14 protein-coding genes are annotated in these 17,364 nt (G+C 70.4%); 1 reads left to right on the top strand and 13 read right to left on the bottom strand.

From position 1 onward, the window contains the following. Positions 1 to 58: 58 nt before the first annotated feature. Positions 59 to 3,634 carry a response regulator gene (locus JJ685_RS06370; protein ID WP_201673347.1) on the top strand — a complete coding sequence of 1,192 codons (3,576 nt, stop codon included), beginning with the start codon at positions 59 to 61 and terminating at the stop codon, positions 3,632 to 3,634. 21 nt (positions 3,635 to 3,655) lie between these two features. On the opposite strand, the gene JJ685_RS06365 is transcribed toward JJ685_RS06370, so the two are convergent. The 13 genes from JJ685_RS06365 to ccsA form a co-directional block, all read right to left on the bottom strand. Next, a complete protein-coding gene (locus tag JJ685_RS06365; RefSeq protein ID WP_201673346.1) occupies positions 3,656 to 4,633 on the bottom strand; it encodes an amino acid ABC transporter substrate-binding protein in 978 nt (325 codons plus the stop codon). After that, positions 4,617 to 5,966 (bottom strand): dicarboxylate/amino acid:cation symporter, encoded by a 1,350-nt coding sequence (locus JJ685_RS06360; protein WP_201673345.1) that lies wholly within the window; start codon positions 5,964 to 5,966, stop codon positions 4,617 to 4,619. Before JJ685_RS06360 ends, JJ685_RS06365 begins: the two co-directional genes overlap by 17 nt. A gap of 214 nt (positions 5,967 to 6,180) precedes the next feature. After that, positions 6,181 to 7,449 (bottom strand): ligand-binding sensor domain-containing protein, encoded by a 1,269-nt coding sequence (locus JJ685_RS06355; RefSeq protein WP_201673344.1) that lies wholly within the window; start codon positions 7,447 to 7,449, stop codon positions 6,181 to 6,183. 32 nt (positions 7,450 to 7,481) lie between these two features. Beyond that, the gene (locus tag JJ685_RS06350) at positions 7,482 to 8,564 is read right to left on the bottom strand and encodes a ligand-binding sensor domain-containing protein (RefSeq protein WP_201673343.1); all 1,083 of its coding nucleotides are present in this window, start codon (positions 8,562 to 8,564) and stop codon (positions 7,482 to 7,484) included. Then, complete coding sequence (locus JJ685_RS06345; protein ID WP_236598690.1) at positions 8,564 to 8,848, bottom strand: c-type cytochrome; 285 nt, start codon at positions 8,846 to 8,848, stop codon at positions 8,564 to 8,566. The genes JJ685_RS06350 and JJ685_RS06345 overlap by 1 nt, the downstream gene beginning before the upstream one ends. Positions 8,849 to 8,901: 53 nt before the next feature. Next, positions 8,902 to 9,429, bottom strand: a complete 528-nt coding sequence (locus tag JJ685_RS06340; RefSeq protein WP_201673342.1) for a tetratricopeptide repeat protein — start codon at positions 9,427 to 9,429, stop codon at positions 8,902 to 8,904. A 116-nt stretch (positions 9,430 to 9,545) separates the two neighbouring features. After that, complete coding sequence (locus JJ685_RS06335; RefSeq protein ID WP_201673341.1) at positions 9,546 to 10,943, bottom strand: sigma-54-dependent transcriptional regulator; 1,398 nt, start codon at positions 10,941 to 10,943, stop codon at positions 9,546 to 9,548. 5 nt (positions 10,944 to 10,948) lie between these two features. Next, on the bottom strand, positions 10,949 to 12,280 hold the full coding sequence (locus tag JJ685_RS06330) for a sensor histidine kinase (protein ID WP_201673340.1): 1,332 nt from the start codon (positions 12,278 to 12,280) through the stop codon (positions 10,949 to 10,951). Further along, on the bottom strand, positions 12,277 to 12,780 hold the full coding sequence (locus JJ685_RS06325; RefSeq protein ID WP_201673339.1) for a TlpA family protein disulfide reductase: 504 nt from the start codon (positions 12,778 to 12,780) through the stop codon (positions 12,277 to 12,279). Before JJ685_RS06325 ends, JJ685_RS06330 begins: the two co-directional genes overlap by 4 nt. Continuing rightward, complete coding sequence (ccmI, locus tag JJ685_RS06320) at positions 12,777 to 14,057, bottom strand: c-type cytochrome biogenesis protein CcmI (RefSeq protein WP_201673338.1); 1,281 nt, start codon at positions 14,055 to 14,057, stop codon at positions 12,777 to 12,779. The genes JJ685_RS06325 and ccmI overlap by 4 nt, the downstream gene beginning before the upstream one ends. Next, the gene (locus tag JJ685_RS06315) at positions 14,054 to 14,539 is read right to left on the bottom strand and encodes a cytochrome c-type biogenesis protein (protein ID WP_201673337.1); all 486 of its coding nucleotides are present in this window, start codon (positions 14,537 to 14,539) and stop codon (positions 14,054 to 14,056) included. Before JJ685_RS06315 ends, ccmI begins: the two co-directional genes overlap by 4 nt. Further along, the gene (locus JJ685_RS06310) at positions 14,536 to 16,512 is read right to left on the bottom strand and encodes a heme lyase CcmF/NrfE family subunit (RefSeq protein WP_201673336.1); all 1,977 of its coding nucleotides are present in this window, start codon (positions 16,510 to 16,512) and stop codon (positions 14,536 to 14,538) included. Before JJ685_RS06310 ends, JJ685_RS06315 begins: the two co-directional genes overlap by 4 nt. Continuing rightward, positions 16,509 to 17,234: a cytochrome c biogenesis protein CcsA gene (ccsA, locus tag JJ685_RS06305; RefSeq protein ID WP_330901724.1), complete on the bottom strand. Its 726-nt coding sequence runs from the start codon at positions 17,232 to 17,234 to the stop codon at positions 16,509 to 16,511. Before ccsA ends, JJ685_RS06310 begins: the two co-directional genes overlap by 4 nt. Positions 17,235 to 17,364: the final 130 nt, after the last annotated feature.

Below are 17,364 nucleotides of genomic sequence, written 5' to 3'. Positions count from 1 at the left end.
ATCCAAATGAAGGAGAGCCCGGCGGGAAATGCTACGCTCGCGGCGTACGAATCGCCGCATGTCGTCCCTTCCCCTTCCCGATCAGGCGCCCGCCCCGGTCCCTTCCGAGGCCGGCGCCGCGGAGGCGCCCCCGCCCGCCGAGGCGCCGCACAAGCTGCACCCCTTCGGGCTGGTGGCGCTGGTGCTCGTGGTGGGGGTGCTGGTGACGCTCCTGTCCTGGGACGTCGCCCACAATTTGTCGCGCAGTGCCGAGAACCGCCGTTTCGAATACCGCACCAGCCGCATCCTGACCGACATCCGGCACGGCCTGCAGACCGACGAGATCCTGCTGCGCTCGGTGGCCGGCCTGTTCAGCGTGGGCGGCGGCATCTCGCGCCAGCAGTGGCGCGACTACTTCGACGCCCTGGAGTCGGGCACCCGCTCGCCGGGGCGCCTGTGGCTGGCCTTCGCCCAGCGCGTGCCGGCGGCGGAGCGCGAGGCCCACGAGCGGCAGGCCCGCGCCGAGGGGATCGCCGGCTACGGCGTGCGCGCGGCGCAGGAGCGGCCGTTCCACTATCCGCTCGCCTACTTCCGCGCCTTCGGCACGCCGGATCGCAGGCCGCTGGGCCTGGACCTGCAGGATGACCCCCTCGCGCAGGAGGCGATGAACCGGGCGCTGCAGAACGGCAGCGTGGTCCTGACGGGGCCGCTCACGCTGGCCACGCCGAAGGGGGCGGGCGGGCAGATCTGGGCCATGCTCGTGCCGGTGTACGCCGGCGGCGCGGTGCCCACCAACCCGGTGGCGCGCCAGCAGTCGGTGCTGGGCTTCCTGGTCGAGGCCTTCGACACCATGCAGCTGGTGGAAAGCGCGCTGGGGCCCGATGCCTCGGTGATCGGCCTGCGCGTGCGCGATGGCAACGTGCCGGTGTTCGGCAGCCGCGAGCTGGAGGCGCGCGCGGGCGCGCGTCCGGCCCTGCAGCGCACGGCCGAACTCGATTTCGGCCAGCGGCGCTGGAACATCGAGTTCCTTTCGCTGCCGGGTTTCCAGGCCGACGTCGGCGGCGACCAGTCCTGGGTGATCCTGGTGCTGGGCTTCGCGATCAGCGCACTGATGGCGGGCCTGCTCGGATTGCAGGCGAACCTGCGGGCGCGCGCGCTGCGGCAGGTGGAGCAGCGCACGCAGGCGCTGCGCGGCGCGCTGGCGCAGCGCGCCGACAGCGAGGCGCGGATGCGCGCCGTGTTCGACCACGCGCTGGACGCGATCATCACGATCGACAGCCGCGGCACCGTGCAGAGCTACAACCCGGCGGCCGAGCGCATCTTCGGCTGGATCGCCGACCAAGTGATCGGGCGCAACGTCAACATGCTGATGCCCTCGCCGGACCGCGAGCGGCACGACTCCTACCTGTCCAACTACCTGGGCGGCGGCAAGCCCAAGATCATCGGAATCGGACGGCTGGTCACGGGGCGGCGCAAGGACGGCAGCACCTTCCCGATGGAACTGGGCGTGAGCGAGATGCCGGTGGGAGGGCAGCGCCTGTTCTGCGGCATCGTGCGCGACGTGACGGAGCGCATGGCGTCGGAGCAGGCCCTGCAGCAGGAGCGCGCGATGCTGGAGCAGCGCGTGGCCGAGCGCACCGCGGTGCTGACCGAGACCAACACCGCGCTGCAGGAGGAGATCGTCGAGCGCAAGCGCGTCGAGTCGGAACTCATGGGCGCGCGCGAGCAGGCGCTGCAGGCGGCGGAGGCCAAGGCGGCCTTCCTCGCCAACATGAGCCACGAGATCCGCACGCCGATGAACGCGGTGATCGGCATGACGGCGCTGCTGGAGGACACGCAGCTCGATTCGGAGCAGCGCTCCTACGTGCAGACCATCCACACCAGCGGCGACGCGCTGCTGTCCACCATCAACGACATCCTCGACTTCTCCAAGTCCGAGTCCGGCATGCTGGAGCTCGAGCAGCGGCCCTTCGAGATCGGCGTGTGCATCGAGGAAGCCTTCGACATGCTGGCGCCGCGCGCGGCCGACAAGGGCATCGACCTGCTGTACGAGATCACGGACAACGTGCCGCACTGGCTGGTGGGCGACTCGACGCGGCTGCGCCAGGTGCTGGTGAACCTGCTGTCGAACGCCGTCAAGTTCACCGACCGGGGCGAGGTCTGCCTCACCGCCAGCGTGCTGCGGCGCGAAGCCGAGGAGGTGCACCTGCGCTTCGCGGTGCGCGACACCGGCATCGGCATCCCCGCGACCCACATGGAGAGCCTGTTCAAGGCCTTCTCCCAGGGCGACACGTCCACCACGCGCCGCTTCGGCGGCACCGGCCTCGGCCTCGCGATCAGCGCCCGCCTCGTGCACATGATGGGCGGCGACTTCAAGGTGGAGAGCGAGGAGGGCAAGGGGTCCACCTTCTCCTTCACCATGCGCGCCGGCATCGCGCAGAACGTGCCCACGGCGCAGTACCGCACCGGCCGCGCGCCCGAACTGGCGGGCCGCCGCGTGCTGCTGGTGGACGACAACCCGACCAACCTGCACATCCTGAAGACGCAGTGCACGCGCTGGGGAATGGAGGTGGAGTGCGCCACCCGCGGCACCCATGCCCTGGCGCTGCTGGAAGCGGAAGGCCCCTTCGACGTCGCCGTGCTGGACCTTCACATGCCCAACATGGACGGCCTGCAGCTCGCCCGCGCGATCGTGGCGCAGAAGGGCGAGGGCGCCCCGCCGCTGGTGCTCCTGTCTTCCTCGCCGGGGCGCGGCCGCGACTTCTCGGCGATGAAGCTGTTCGCCGCGACGCTGGCCAAGCCGGTGAAGCACTCGAAGCTGTTCGCGGTGCTCGACGAGGTGATCCACGACCGCCGCGCGCCGCCGCCCGCGGCCGCGGCGCAGCTCATCGACCACTCGCTCGCCAAGCGGCTGCCGATGCAGATCCTGGTGGTGGAGGACAGCGACATCAACCGCAAGCTCGCAGTCGGCATGCTGCGCAAGTTCGGCTACTCGCCGGACGTCGCGCAGGATGGTTCCGAGGCGGTCGAACGGGTGCGGCACCTGCGCTACGACCTCGTGTTCATGGACCTGCAGATGCCGGTGATGGACGGGCTCGAGGCCACCCGCCTCATCGTGTCCACCGTGCCGGCCAACCGGCGTCCGCGCATCGTCGCCATGACCGCCAACGCGCTGCCGGCGGACCGCCAGCGCTGCATCGAAGCGGGCATGGACGACTACATCGCCAAACCGATCCTGCCGGTGTCGGTGCAGCAGCTGATCGAGCGCTGGGCGCCGCAGCGCAGCGCGCCCGTTCCCGACCCGCTGGACGCGCTGATCGACGAGGCCATCCTGAAGGAACTCGCCGCGCTCGACGAGCCGGACTCGCCCTCGGTGGTGCGCGGCCTGATCACGGACTACCTGAACGAAACGCCGGCGGCACTCAGCGCGATCAAGCAGCACCTGCACAACGCGAACATGGAGGAACTGCGCCGGCGCGCGCACAAGCTCGCGGGGACCAGCGCGAGCCTGGGGGCGAAGGGCGTGGCGGAGGTCTGCTATCGCCTCGAGCACAGCGTGACGCGGGGGGAGACGTCGGTGCTGCCGGGGCTGGTGGAGGAACTCGAGATGCGGTTCACGCGGACGCGGGCCGCCTTGCAGCAGCGCATCGGCTGACGCTCTCCCTTTCGCCGCGGCTCAGCGCCGCGTGCCGTCGTCGGCCAGGCCGGGCGGCCGGGCATCGGGCGGCGACGCCAGGGTCTGCAGGATCGTCTCGAGCTGGGCGCTCATGGGCAGGTCCAGGCTCACGCCCGACTGCGGCAGCCGGCGCAGGAACCAGCGCTCGTAGCGGCGCTCGATCTCGCGGTCCTCGGCCAGTTCGCGCAGGGTGTCGTCGACCAGCTTGGCGAGCTGGGGATCGCCCTTGCGGTACATGATGCCGTACGGGTCGTACGAGAGGAATTCGCCGACGACGAGGTAGTCGGCCTGCAGCTTGTGCTGCGCGAGCAGCCCGTACAGCAGCACGTCGTCGGTGGCGAAGGTATCGACCTTGCCGCTGGTGAGCTGCTCGAAGGAGGCCTCGTGGTCGGGGGCGGTGACGAGTGTCATGGCGATCCTGAACCGCGCCGCGAGGTCGCGCATCGCCTTCTCGTTGGTCGTGCCGGCGGTCACCACGACGCGCTTGCCGCCGAGGTCGCGGAACGAGCGGATCGCCGAGCCCTTGCGCACCAGCAGCTTGGTGCCCGAGACGAAGATCGTCGGCGAGAAGGCGACCTGCTTCTGGCGCTCGAGGTTGTTGGTGGTCGACCCGCATTCGAGGTCGACCTGGCCGCCGACGACCGCGGCGATGCGCGTCTCGGAGGTCACCGGCTGCCACTTCACGGTGAGGGTGCGGCCCACGGCCTCGCCGATGGCGTCGACCAGCAGCCTGCACAGGTCGATCGAGTAGCCGATCGGCTCGCCGCGCGGCGACAGGTAGGAGAACGGGATCGACGAGTCGCGGTGGCCGAGCGCGATGATGCCGGTCTCGCGCACCTTGGCGAGCGTGCCGGTCAGGCGCAGCGGCGCCTCGGGCGACTGCGCGTGCGCAGTCGCGGCCGCGAAACACGCAAGCGCGGCCGCGAGCAGCGCGGCGGGCAGGGCGCGCACGGTGGCCACCTCAATCGGCGAGCGCATGCCCGCGTGCCGTGGCCTCGGCCTCGATCGCGCGCAGGTTGCGGTCGGCCTCGGCCTGGGTCATCAGCTCGCCTTCCCACTTGGCGACGACGGCGGTGGCGATCGAGTTGCCGACCGCATTGGTGGCCGAGCGGCCCATGTCGAGGAAGGTGTCCACGCCGAGGATCAGCAGCAGGCCCGCCTCGGGGATGTTGAACTGGTTCAGCGTCGCGGCGATCACCACCAGCGAGGCGCGCGGCACGCCGGCCATGCCCTTGGAGGTCAGCATCAGGATGAGGAGCATGGTGACCTGCGTGTGGATCGGCAGCGCGATGCCGTAGGCCTGGGCGATGAACAGGACGGCGAAGGTGCAGTACATCATCGAGCCGTCGAGGTTGAACGAATAACCCATCGGCATGACGAAGGCCGAGATCTTGCGCCGCACGCCGAAGCGATCGAGGGCGTCCAGGATCTTCGGATAGGCCGCCTCGGAGCTGGCCGTGGCGAACGACAGCAGGAACGGTTCCTTGACCAGGACCAGCAGCCGGAACACGCGCGGACCGAGGAACACGAAGCCGGCCGCGACGAGCACGGCCCACAGCAGGAACAGCCCCAGGTAGAAGTCGGCCATGAAGACCGCGAACTTGACGAGGATCTCCAGCCCGTTGACGGCCACCGTCGCCGCCATCGCGGCCATCACGGCGATCGGAGCCAGGTTCATGACGTAGCCGGTGATCTTCAGCATCGCGTGCGACAGCTCGTCGATCGAGGCGACCAGCGTCTTCGCCCGGTCGCCGAGCGCCGCCAGCGCCACGCCGAAGAACATCGAGAACACGACGATCTGCAGGATCTCGTTGTTCGCCATGGCTTCGGCGAAGGACTTGGGCACCAGGTGGCTGACGAAGTCCTTGAGCGTGAACTTCGAGGTGGCGAGGTTGGCCGACGCGCCGATGTCGGGCAGCGGCAGGCCCAGGTTGAGACCCGGCTGGAGCAGGTTGGCCATGATGAGGCCGAGGACCAGCGAGACCAGCGAGGCGGTGAGGAACCAGGCGATCGCCTTGCCGAACACGCGCCCGACGGAGGCCGCGTCGCCGATGTGCGCGATGCCGACGACGAGGGTGGAGAACACGAGCGGCCCGATCAGCATCTTGATCAGGCGCAGGAAGATGTCCGAGAAGATCGACACGTAGCCGGCGATCTGCGCGGCGGTCTTCTTGTCGGGCACGTTGGCGAAGATGGCCCAGCCGATCAGGATCCCGAGCACCATCGCGATCAGGATCCAGCCTGCCATCGGGAACTTCTTGCGCGCCGGGGCCAGCGGAAGACCGTTCGCGGTCTGCACATGAGCTGTCATCGCCGTACTCTCCATTGTCGCGCCGGAGGCAGGGAATCTATGCCCGCTCGGCCCATCAGTCAACGGCCTCCCGGCTACGGGGATACCCTGCCGGTCCCGGCGCGGAATGACGAAGACTGCGGGAGTCGGCCGGCCCAACGAAAACGCCCGGCCGAAGCCGGGCGTCCCGCTCTGGAGCGGCCCTTGCCGCAGCCGCGGCGACGGTTCTCCCGCCTTACTTCTTGCCGATGTGGGCCACGCCGCCGAAGCTGCCGACCCACAGGCTGCCGTCCGCGCCGGTGTCCATCGAGAACACGGCATTGGAGAACAGGCCGTCGGCGGTGGTCAGCGGGGCGCTGAACTTGTCGTCCCGGAACTTGGTCACGCCGGCGTTGGTGCCGACGTAGAGGTCGCCGTCCTTGGCCTGGTGCAGCATGAACACGTGGTTGCCCGGCAGGCCGTCCTTGACCGTGTAGTTGCGGAACTGCTTGCCGTCGAAGTGCGCCAGGCCGCCGCCCCAGGTGCCGGCCCACACGGTGCCGTCCTTCGCGGCCACCAGCGAGACGATGTAGTTCGGGTTGTACGCGGTGTCGATGCCCTGCAGCCCCATCTCCTGCTTCTGGCGGGCGTGGTGGCTCGAGACCTTGGACGGGTCGTTCTTGAACGCGAGGTCGTCCTTCACCACTTCATAGGGCGCGCCCTGGCCCTTGGCGTGATTCCAGTTGTCCCACTTGCCCTCGACCCAGCGTGCCAGGCCGCCTTCGGTGGCCAGCCACACGATGCCGTCCTTGCCCTCGGCCAGGCCGTAGACCCAGTCGTTCGGCAGGCCGCCCTTGGTGGAGGCGACGGTGTGCAGTTCCCACTTCGTGCGGTCCTTCAGGTTGCCGCCCTTGATGCGGTTCACGCCCGACCAGGTCGCGATCCAGACGTCGCCGTTCTTCGTCTTGAGCACGTCGTAGACGAAGGCATCGCCCAGGCCGTCGGGGATGTTGAAGGTTTCCATCTTGCCGGTGGCTTCGTCCATCAGCGAGAGGCCGCCGCCGTAGGTGCCCACGGCCAGCTTGCCGTCCAGGCGGCTGATGTGGAACACGCCGTTGGACAGCAGGCCTGCGCGCGTGTCAAACAGCTTGTATTCGTCGGTCTTGGTGTTGTAGCGGATCACGCCGCCGGAAGTGCCGACCCAGACCGTGTCGCCTTCGGCCAGGATGTCCTTGACGTTGCGGTTGCCGACGCGGAAGTGCACGAACTTCGCGTTCGGGTCGATCTTGACCTTGCCCTCCGTCGGGGGCGCGCCGCCTTCGGCGACCGGGGGATGGCCCGCGGGGGCCTGCACGTTGCCGGCGGGCGCGCCTTCCGGCGCGCCGCCCATGGCCTGCTGGCTGCCGGCGGCGGCCACCTGCGGGGCGGCGGGGCTGGCGGCCTTGCGGCCGAGGGTGTAGGCACCGGCGATGACGCCGCCCAGGGCGATGACCAGCACCGCCATCGTCTTGTGACCGAACTGCATGTGAGCTCCTAAATTTCGTTGTCGGGTCGGGCCTAGCGGCCGATGCGGGCCACGCCCTTGCGGGTGCCGGCCCAGACTTCGCCACTCGGGGTGACGGCGAGTGCGTAGACGTTCTCTTCCAGCAGGCCTTCCTTGCGGCCGAAGTTCTGCCAGTTCCTGCCGTCCCAGCGGGAGACGCCGCGGTTCGTGCCGAACCACATCGCGCCGTCCTTCGTCTGGGCGATCGAATACACGATGTTCCCCGCGAGGCCGTCCTTGGAATTCATGTTCGTCCACTTCTTGCCGTCGAACCTGGCGATGCCGCCGCCCCAGGTGCCGGCCCACACGTTGTCCTGCGGATCGACGTGGATGGCGAACGTGTAGTTGGGGTTGTAGGTCGGGCGGCCCTCGTTCATCGTGGCGAGGTCGTGGCGCGAGCGCGTGCCCAGGCCCGTGTTGGTCGAGAAGGGGAGCTGGTCGGTGTTCGGCGCGCCGAGGCCGTCCTTGTGCGTCCAGCTCTTCCAGGTCTTGCCGTCGAACATCGACACGCCGCCCTCGGTGCCGAACCACACGCGGTCCTGCTTGTCGACGCCGAGGCCGTAGACCCACTCGTTGATCAGTTCGCGCACGTAGTTGGTGAACTTGCCGGTCTTGGCGTCGACCCGGCTCGTGCCGGCCCAGGTGCCGATCCACAGCGTGCCGTCCTTCTGGCTGGCGAAGCAGTAGACCCAGTAGTCGGCCAGCCCGTGCATCGGGAAGAAGGTCTTCCACTGGCCGTTGTTGTAGCGGGAGACGCCGCCGGCATTGGTGCCGAACCACTTGTTGCCCTGGTGGTCGACGCCCACCGAGAACACGTATTCGTTGGCGAGGCCTTCCTTGCGGGTGAAGGTGCTGGTGGGCTTGAGCGACTTGAGGTCGACCTCGTGCACCCCGGAGGAGGTGCCGACCCACATCACGTTGCGCTTCTCCTCCAGCTTCAGGGCCCGCACGTAGACGCCTTCGCCCACCTCGAAGGAGTCGAGCACGCGCCAGGCGCCGGCCGCGGGCTTGCCGCCATTGGGTTGCTGCGCGAAGGCCGCGGTGCCGGCCAGGAGCGCCAGGGACAGCGCGGCGCGCCGGGAGATCGTTCTTGTCATCAGCTCAGGGTCCTCAGGAAGGCGATCACATCCAGGATCTGCTGGTCCCGGAGGATGCCGAAATAACCGGGCATGGCGCCCTTGCCGTTCTTGATCGACAGGAGCACTTGCATGTCGGGCCGCATCAACGACTCGACCCGGCGGAAATCGGTCGCCGCGGGCATGACCGGGGGAGCTCCCCTGGCGCCGTGGCACACGGCGCAGTGGGTCGCGTAGAGGGACCCCCCCTTGGTGATGTCCGCCGCCCCGGCGGGTGCGCCCAGGAGTGCCAGCAAGGCCGCCATGCAGGCCATTCCCGTTCGCGGGAATGACGGCCGCCGCAGCGCCAGAATCGAGATCAACGGGCCGCCCCCTGCGTGCCGGCCTGGGCTGCCGCCAGGGCGCGCGCGCGCTCGTCGTAGGCCTTGGCCTGTTCCAGGTCCTTCGGCAAGCCCAGGGTGCCCGTGCGGTAGGCCCGCGCGAGCGCATCCAGCGCCGGCGCATGGTTCTTCTTCTCGGCCTTGCGGTACCACTCGAGGGCGGTCGCGGCGTTCTTCTCGACGCCCGCGCCGTCGGCATAGGCGCGTCCCAGGCCATATTCGCCCGCGGGCTCGCCCTGGTCGGCCGACTTGCGGTACATGACGACGGCTTCCTTTTCGAATTCGGCCGATCGCAACAGGTCGCCCAGGCGGGCCTGCGCCTTGGCATGGTTCTGGTCGGCGGCCTTGCGCATCAGGTTCATGCCCGTCGGAAGATCGCCGGCGAGCAGGGCGGCCTCGCCCTGCGCGAAGTCCTCGGCGGGCCCGGCGTACAGCGCCGTCGCAGCGAACAGCGCACCCATCCACAGGGTGCACCGGAGAAGGAGGCGGGTGGTGGCGGCGTTCATTCCCCATCCTCTGCAAGAACCGGGCCCATGCCCTGGTGTGCTCCGGACGCGGATTCGCGCGTCGATTGTCGCGCGATCCCGCCAAGGGCGCGCCTAAGCCATGACGACGTCGCGCCTTATGGCTCGGCGGTGGATTGCGCGCCGCGCGCCTGCTCGTGTTCCTCCAGCTTGCGGTACAGGCTGGACAGGCCGATGCCCAGGCGCTGCGCCGCGGCGCGGCGGTCGCCGCCGCACTCCTCGATCGCGCGCAGGATCAGGCCGTGTTCGAAGTCCCGCACCTGCTCGCGCAACTGGCCCCGCCCGGTCGCCAGGGGCGCGGCGGCGCCCACCGGCGTGGAGGGCGTGATGTTCGGCGGCAGGTCGGCCACCGTGATGCGGCCCTCGTCGGCCAGGATGGTGGCGCGCTGCAGCACGTTCTCCAGCTCGCGCACGTTGCCCGGCCAGTCGTAGCTCACGAGGATCTCCTCGGCCTCCGGCTCCAGCATGAGCTTGCCGGCGACGCCGAAGCGCTCGCCGCCGCGCGCCAGCAGGTAGCGGATCAGGGCCGGGATGTCCTCGCGCCGCTCGCGCAGCGGCGGCACCGTGACGTGGAAGCCGCTGATGCGGAAGTACAGGTCCTCGCGGAACCGGCCGTCGTCGACCATGGCCTTGAGGTCGCGGTTGGTGGCCGCGACGATGCGCACGTTGACCTTGCGGACCTGCTCGCTGCCCAGCGGCCGGATCTCGCGCGCTTCCAGCACGTGCAGCAGCTTGACCTGCAGTTCCAGCGGCAGCTCGCCGATCTCGTCGAGGAAGATGGTGCCGCGGTCGGCTTCCAGGAACAGGCCCTTGCGCGCGCGGTCGGCCCCGGTGAAGGCGCCGCGCACGTGGCCGAAGAATTCGCTCTCCAGCAGGTTCTCGGGGATGGCGCCGCAATTCACCGGGATGAAGGGCGCGCCCGCGCGCTGGCTCTGCTGGTGGATCGAGCGGGCCGTCACGCCCTTGCCGGTGCCGCTCTCGCCCGTGATCAGCACCGTGCTGTCGGTGGGGGCCACCTTGGCGATCAGGCGATCGAGCTGCTTCATGGACGGCGACACCGAGGGGCAGCGGTCGTCGCTGCGGCCCACCACCAGCTTGCGCAGGGCCTCGTTCTCGCCGCGCAGGCCGCGCAGGTCGGCGATCTGCGCCAGCCGCTGCAGCAGCTCCTCGGAGCGCAGCGGCTTGATCATGTAGTCGGTGGCGCCGGCCTTCATCGCCTCCACGGCGGTGTCCACCGAGGAGAAGGCGGTCATCATGATGAAGGTGGTGTCGTAGCCGGACTTGCTGGCCTCGCGGACCACCTCGATGCCGGTCAGGTCCGGCATGTTGATGTCGCACAGGGCGACCTCGACGTCGCCCTTGGACAGGCGCATGAGGCCTTCGCGGCCGCTGCCCGCGGTTTCGACGGTGTGGCCGGCGCGCGTCAGGCTCGCGGCGAGGATCTGGCGAATCGCGGGTTCGTCGTCGATGACCAGGATCTGCAGCGAGGAGCTCATGCCGGCTAGTTTACCGGGAGCCTGTCCTGTTCGAGCGGCAGCCACAGAGTGACCCGGGTGCCGCCCTCCGGCAGGGGTTCCAGCGCGATCCGGCCCCCGTGCTCCTCGGCGACCGCGCGGCACAGCGGCAGGCCCAGGCCCGTGCCCTGGCCCGCGGGCTTGGTGGTGAACAGCGGCTCGAAGGCGCGCGCGCGCACTTCGTCCGTCATGCCGCAGCCGTTGTCGTCCAGGCGCAGCTCGATGCCGCCGTCGGCCTCGCGGGTGGCGATCTCCAGCCGCGCCGTGTGGGCCGGCAGGCCGGCGGTCGCGTCGGCGGCGTTGGCCACCAGGTTGATCAGCAGCTGCACCAGCCGGTCGGCGCAGCAACTCACCGCCGGCAGCATGGGATCGAGCGAGGTGTGGACCTTCACGTCCTCCAGCCGCGGCTCGTAGCGCAGCAGGGCGAGGCCCTGGGTGACGATCTCGTTGACGCTGGCGAGCTGCCACTGCGCCGCGGGGGTGGCGGCCAGCCGGTTGATCTCGCGCGTGATGGCGATCAGGCGCGCCGTTTCCTGCAGGATCGGCCTGACGTCGCTGCCGTCGTCGCCGGCCTGTGGGGCCGGGCCCGCGCCGCGCGCCTCCAGCAGCGCCCGCGCATAGCCGTCGATGGCCGCGATCGGGTTGCCGATCTCGCGGATCACGCCGGCGGCCATCGAGCCGATGGTGGCCAGCTTCTCCCGGTGCATGACGTGGCGGCGCTCTTCGGCCAGGGCCTGCTCGCGCTTGCCCAGGGCCACGGCCAGGCTGTCGACGGCGTCGCCCAGTTCGCGCAATTCGTCGCTGCGGGCCAGCGGCCTGCCGGCGCTGCGGTCGCCGGTCAGGATCGCCAGCGCGCGGGCGCGCACCGTGCCGATGTCGCCGGCCAGGCGCGAGAAGAACAGCAGGGCCAGCGCGCCGATCGAGGTGATGCCCACCCAGGCCAGGGTGGCGATGGTGACGGTGCTGCCGTCGATGTAGTGCCGGGTGGTCGCCAGGTGCTGCTGGCGCTCGGCGGCGGCGGCGAGCAGCTGCCCGTCGATCGCGGCGAGCCGGACGCGGTCGGCGCCGTCGCGCATGGCGTCCTGCCGGTTCTCCAGCAGCTGCTCGTAGCGCCCGTGCGCCGCTTCCAGGTTCTCCAGGTGCGACTGCGCGGCGCCGCGGAACAGCAGCGCGGAGGTGACCATCACGGTCGCCAGGATGATCAGGGCGAGGATGGCCAGCACGCCGATGGCGCGCAGCGACATGCGCCGCGGCCGCAGCGGCGCGGGGAGCTTGCCCGCCAGTTCCGGAAGGGGGGTGGCGGTGGTCATGGCGGTCATGCGTCTTTCAGCAGGCGGTCCAGGTCGGCGCGCACGGACGGGGCGTCCCAGTCGCGCGCGCCGATCCAGCAGGCCAGCACGCCCCCGTCGCGCGCGACGACGAAGGTCTGGGGCAGGGCGTCGAGCCCGAGCTGCCGGACCACCGGCTCGCGCGGCCCGATCACGGCGCCGTGCAGGCGCGCCGCCCGGTCGGAGAGGTATTCGCGGACGGCGAACAGGTCGTCCGACAGCGCGATGGCGGAGACCTGCACGCCGCGGCCCGCCAGCGCCAGGCCGAGCCGTTCCAGCGCCGGCAGTTCCGCGCGGCAGGGGGCGCACCACAGCGCCCAGAGATTGAGGATGCGGGCCTGCCCGCTGGCGGCGGGCAGGGTGGCGGGCCGGCCGTTCAGCTCGGTGACGGGGAGGGCCGGCCAGCGGGGCCGGTCTGCGGCGACGGGAGGGCGGTCGCAGCCGCTGAGGCAGGCAGCGAGCGCGGATGCGATCGCGGCCCGCCGCCTCACTTCACGACCTCGCTGATCACCAGCTTGACGTCGCGGGTGCCGACCTTCACCGGGCCCAGCGTGCCGGTCAGGTCGCCGGGCTGCGGCACGGCATTGCCGGACTTCGAGATCCGCGCCACCAGCTGCACCTGCGGGCGCAGCGAGAGGCGCGACTCGGGCGACATCGCCAGGGAGTCGTCCAGCTTGAACTGCAGCGGGAACTTGTCGGCCGGCGCGCGCAGGATGGCCAGCGGCATGCGGCTGCCGTCGGCCGGCCGGGCGTACACGAACAGGGTCGCGCCCTGCGGCACGCTGCCCTTGACCGCATCGGCGACGCTCACGCTGCCTTCGACGGTGGCGTTCGGGTTGGCCGGGGCGCTGTCGGCCGGCGACGCGGCCGGCGCGGCGGCCGCGGCGGCCGCCATCGTCGCCGGCGCCTTGCCGCCGCCGCGGGCGGCTTCGGCCAGGGCCTGGTCGATGTTGGCCTGGATCGAGGCGGCCGGCTGCGAGCCCGGCGGCACCGTGGCCAGCAGCTTCTTCCACCAGCCGGCGGCGCCGTTGAAGTCGCCGCGGTTGAAGGAGGCGGTGCCCTTCAGCGAGAGCGCCTTCTGGTTCTGGGGATCGAGTTTCAGCGCCTCGTCCACCAGCTTCTCGGGCCGGCCTTCGAGGCTGCGGCCGTTGACCATGGCCAGCACGTCGGCGTAGTCGGCCAGCATGTTGGGGTCGCCCGCATTGAGCTTGTAGGCGCGGTCGTAGGCCTGCGCCGCTTCCGGCAGGCGCTGGAACACGACGTACGAGCGGGCCAGCATGTGCCAGCCGTTGGCGTCGTTCGGGTTCTTCTCGAGCTTGGTGGCCAGGGCCTGCACCATGGACTCGATCTGCTCCTGCGACATCGCGTGGCCGCCTTCCTGGCCGGCCGCCTGCTGCTCGCTCTCCGGGTGCAGCGCCGCCGGCGTGCCCAGCACGGCATAGGTCACCAGCGCGCCGACCGGGATCAGCGCGGCGATGGTGGCGACGAAGGCGCGCGACTGCGGCTTCTGCGTCACCGGCTTCGCGTCGCTGACCTCGCCCACTTCCTCGATCACGCGGGTCTGCAGTTCCTCCAGCGCCTGCGCGTGCTGTTCCTTGGTGAGCGTGCCCTGCGCGAACTCGGCGTCGATCTGCGCGCGCTGGTCGCGGTAGGCGGCCATCGGCGACAGGCCGGCGCGGGTGGTGGCGGGCCGCAGCAGCGGCGGCAGCACGAACAGCAGCGCACCTGCGAGCAGCAGGGCGACGCTGGCCCAGAAAGCAATGGTCATGAACGGATCTCCGGCTCGTCGGCGAGCAGTCGGGCGGCCTGGCGGCGTTGTTCTTCGGTGAGGTGGGGCGCTTCCGCGACGGCCTGGCGGCGGCGGCGCACGATCAGGACGGCGGCGCCGATGCCGATGGCCATCAGCACGAAGGGGCCGGCCCACAGCAGGTAGGTGGTCGCCTTCACCGGCGGGCGGTAGAGGACGAAGTCACCGTAGCGCTCCACCATGAAGTCGAGGATCTGCCGGTTGCTCTTGCCCGCCTTGAGCTGCTCGCGGATCTGGTTCTTCAGGTCCACGGCGAGGCCGGCGTGCGAGTCGGCGATGGTCTGGTTCTGGCAGACGAGGCAGCGCAGTTCCAGGCCGATCTCGTTCACGCGCTTTTCCAGCACCGGGTCGTCGGCCATCTCCGGCGCTTCGGCGGCGCGCACCGAAAGGGCCACGCAGAAGGCGGCGAGCAACAGGATGGCGAGGCGTCGCAGGTGGATCATGCCTTGGCCCCCGCGAACCGGGCGGCCGCCTTCTCTTCGCGCGCCACGCGGTAGCGGCGGTCGGTGACGGCCAGCAGGCCGCCCAGGGCCATCAGCAGGGCGCCGCCCCAGATCCAGTCGACGAAGGGCTTCACCTGCACGCGCACGGCGAAGCTGTTGTCCTCCAGGGCCTCGCCGATGGAGACGTACAGGTCGCGGGTCAGGCCGGTGTCGATGGCCGCCTCGGTCATCGGCATCTGCGACGCGGTGTAGAGGCGCTTCTCGGGGTACATGGTGTCCACCACGCGGTCGCCCTTCGAGACCTTCACCACGCCCTTGAGGGCGATGTAGTTGGGACCGTTGTACTCGCCCATGCTTTCCATGGTGAAGGTGTAGCCGCCCAGGACCGCGCTGGTGCCCGGAGACATCTTGACGTCCTTCTCGGCTTCCCAGGCCTTGACCATGGTGACGCCGAAGATGAAGACGGCGACGCCCAGGTGCGCGAGGAGCATGCCCCACTCGCCGCGCGGCAGCAGCTTCGGCGCGCGCGCCAGGCGCTGCGCGACGTTGCCGCCGGCATGGCGGGTGCGCTCCAGCACCATCGTGACGGTGGCGCTGACGATCCACGCGGACAGCAGGATGCCGAAGGAGGCCAGCAGCGAGCCGCCGGAAGCGATGGAGACGCCCGCGGCCACGGCGCTGGCGACCAGCGCCCACTTCAGGCGCTTCACCAGGTCGGGCAGGGTGGCTTCGCGCCAGCGCGCCAGCGGGCCGACCCCCATCAGGAAGACGGCGGGCGCCATCAGGGGCACGAACACGGCCTCGAAGTAGGGCGGGCCGACGGAGATCTTGCCCAGCTCCAGCGTGTCGAGCAGCAGCGGGTACAGGGTGCCCAGCATCACGCTGGCGGCCGCCACGGCGAGCAGCACGTTGTTCACCAGCAGCATCGACTCGCGCGAGACCGAGGAGAAGCCGCCGCCCAGGCCCACCTTGGGCGCGCGGGCCGCGAACAGCGTGAGCGAGCCGCCCACCACCACGACCAGGAAGGCGAGGATGAAGATGCCGCGCTTCGGGTCGGTCGCGAAGGCGTGCACGGAGGTCAGCACGCCCGAACGGACCAGGAAGGTGCCCAGCAGGCTGAAGGAGAAGGCGAAGATCGCCAGCAGGACGGTCCAGGAGCGGAACACGCCGCGCTTCTCGGTCACGGCCAGGGAGTGGATCAGCGCGGTGCCGACCAGCCAGGGCAGGAAGGAGGCGTTCTCCACCGGATCCCAGAACCACCAGCCGCCCCAGCCCAGCTCGTAGTAGGCCCACCAGCTGCCGAGCGCGATGCCCATCGTGAGGAACATCCAGGCCACGGTGGTCCAGGGGCGCGACCAGCGCGCCCAGGTGGCGTCCAGCCGGCCGGACAGCAGCGCCGCGATGGCGAAGGCGAAGGCCACCGAGAAGCCGACGTAGCCCATGTACAGCATCGGCGGGTGGATCACCATGCCCGGGTCCTGCAGCAGCGGGTTGAGGTCGCGGCCTTCCGCGGCGGCCGGCAGCAGCCGCGTGAACGGATTGGACGTGAACAGCAGGAAGGCGAGGAAGCCGGAAGCGACGAGGCCCATCACGCCCAGCACGCGGGCGACGAACACGCCCGGCAGCCGGTTGCTGAAGATCGACACCGCCACGCCCCACACGCCCAGCATCAGCACCCACAGCAGCATCGAGCCCTCGTGGCCGCCCCACACCGCGGCGACGCGGTAGGGCGTGGGCAACTGGGTGTTGGAGTGCTGCGCCACCACCAGGATGCTGAAGTCGTTGTTGACGAACGCCGCGACCAGCAGCGCGAACGCGATGGCGACGAACAGGAACTGGCCCTGGGCCGCCGGTTGCGCCACCGCCATCCACGCAGGGCGCCCCTTGGCGGCGCCCGCGAGGGGCAGGATGCCCTGCGCCAGCGCCAGCATCAGCGCGACGATCAGGCAGAAGTGGCCGATTTCACCAATCATTGTTGCTCCTTGGCCGGCGTCCGGGCGCTGCCGCCCTCCGCACGAGCCGATCCGAAATACCGCGTTCCGGCTTCACGCTCGCGCGTGAACGCTTGCAGGCGCGCGAGCACCAGGGCGCCCGCAGTCATGCAGAACGCCATCGTCATCAGGGCCATGGCCCCGGTGACCAGGGGCGAGCGGCCGACGCTGGCGGCGGCGCGCTCGTGCAGGGTCTGCCACCAGTCCACCGAGAGGTAGATGATGGGGATGTTCAGCGCACCGGTCAGGACCAGCACGGCACCCGCGCGCTCGGCGCGGTCCGGCTCCTCGATCCCGCGACGCAGCGCGACCAAACCTGCGAAGAGTAGCAGCAGCAGCAGTTCGCACACCAGTCGCGCGTCCCAACCCCACCAGCCATGTGCCTGCTGGCTGGCCAGCCCGGTCCACAGGGCCAGGATGGCCGCCGCGGCGCCCACCGGGGCGATCGCGGCCAGCGTCCCCTCCGGCAGCCGGGCCGGGCTCTGCAGCGCGGCGACGGCGGCCGCCACCGCTGCCCCGTAGAGCAACAGCGACAGCCACGCCGCGGGGACATGGACTAGAACGATCGTGTAATCGGCCAGAGGTTCCGGCGCCCGCAGGCCGATCGTCGCTGCCGCCAGGCTCAGCAGCAGCGCGCCCAGGGCCAGCCCGCGCACGACGCTGCGCGCAGCGGGCTTGGACCAGGTGGTGAGGGACGTGGGCACGGCGAACAAGGCGGACTCCTGACCACGCGTCAGTGCACGGACCGTGCCAGCCGGAAAACGCCTCCGGGACCTCGCGGAGGGCAGAAAGCTTCCCGGCCGCAGGATGGGCCGGTCGTACTTTCCCGGAAAC

The organism is Ramlibacter monticola (assembly GCF_016722785.1).
Classification (GTDB): domain Bacteria; phylum Pseudomonadota; class Gammaproteobacteria; order Burkholderiales; family Burkholderiaceae_C; genus Ramlibacter; species Ramlibacter monticola.
Note: the sequence above shows the minus strand (reverse complement) of the source record. Positions and strands in the feature narration are given on the sequence as shown.

Coding starts and splice junctions, on each gene's coding strand:
- JJ685_RS06370 (WP_201673347.1), top strand. CDS start 59: ATGTCGTCCCTTCCCCTTCCCGATCAGGCGCCCGCCCCGGTCCCTTCC.
- JJ685_RS06365 (WP_201673346.1), bottom strand. CDS start 4,633: ATGCGCTCGCCGATTGAGGTGGCCACCGTGCGCGCCCTGCCCGCCGCG.
- JJ685_RS06360 (WP_201673345.1), bottom strand. CDS start 5,966: ATGACAGCTCATGTGCAGACCGCGAACGGTCTTCCGCTGGCCCCGGCG.
- JJ685_RS06355 (WP_201673344.1), bottom strand. CDS start 7,449: ATGCAGTTCGGTCACAAGACGATGGCGGTGCTGGTCATCGCCCTGGGC.
- JJ685_RS06350 (WP_201673343.1), bottom strand. CDS start 8,564: ATGACAAGAACGATCTCCCGGCGCGCCGCGCTGTCCCTGGCGCTCCTG.
- JJ685_RS06345 (WP_236598690.1), bottom strand. CDS start 8,848: ATGGCGGCCTTGCTGGCACTCCTGGGCGCACCCGCCGGGGCGGCGGAC.
- JJ685_RS06340 (WP_201673342.1), bottom strand. CDS start 9,429: ATGAACGCCGCCACCACCCGCCTCCTTCTCCGGTGCACCCTGTGGATG.
- JJ685_RS06335 (WP_201673341.1), bottom strand. CDS start 10,943: ATGAGCTCCTCGCTGCAGATCCTGGTCATCGACGACGAACCCGCGATT.
- JJ685_RS06330 (WP_201673340.1), bottom strand. CDS start 12,280: ATGACCGCCATGACCACCGCCACCCCCCTTCCGGAACTGGCGGGCAAG.
- ccmI (WP_201673338.1), bottom strand. CDS start 14,057: ATGACCATTGCTTTCTGGGCCAGCGTCGCCCTGCTGCTCGCAGGTGCG.
- JJ685_RS06315 (WP_201673337.1), bottom strand. CDS start 14,539: ATGATCCACCTGCGACGCCTCGCCATCCTGTTGCTCGCCGCCTTCTGC.
- JJ685_RS06310 (WP_201673336.1), bottom strand. CDS start 16,512: ATGATTGGTGAAATCGGCCACTTCTGCCTGATCGTCGCGCTGATGCTG.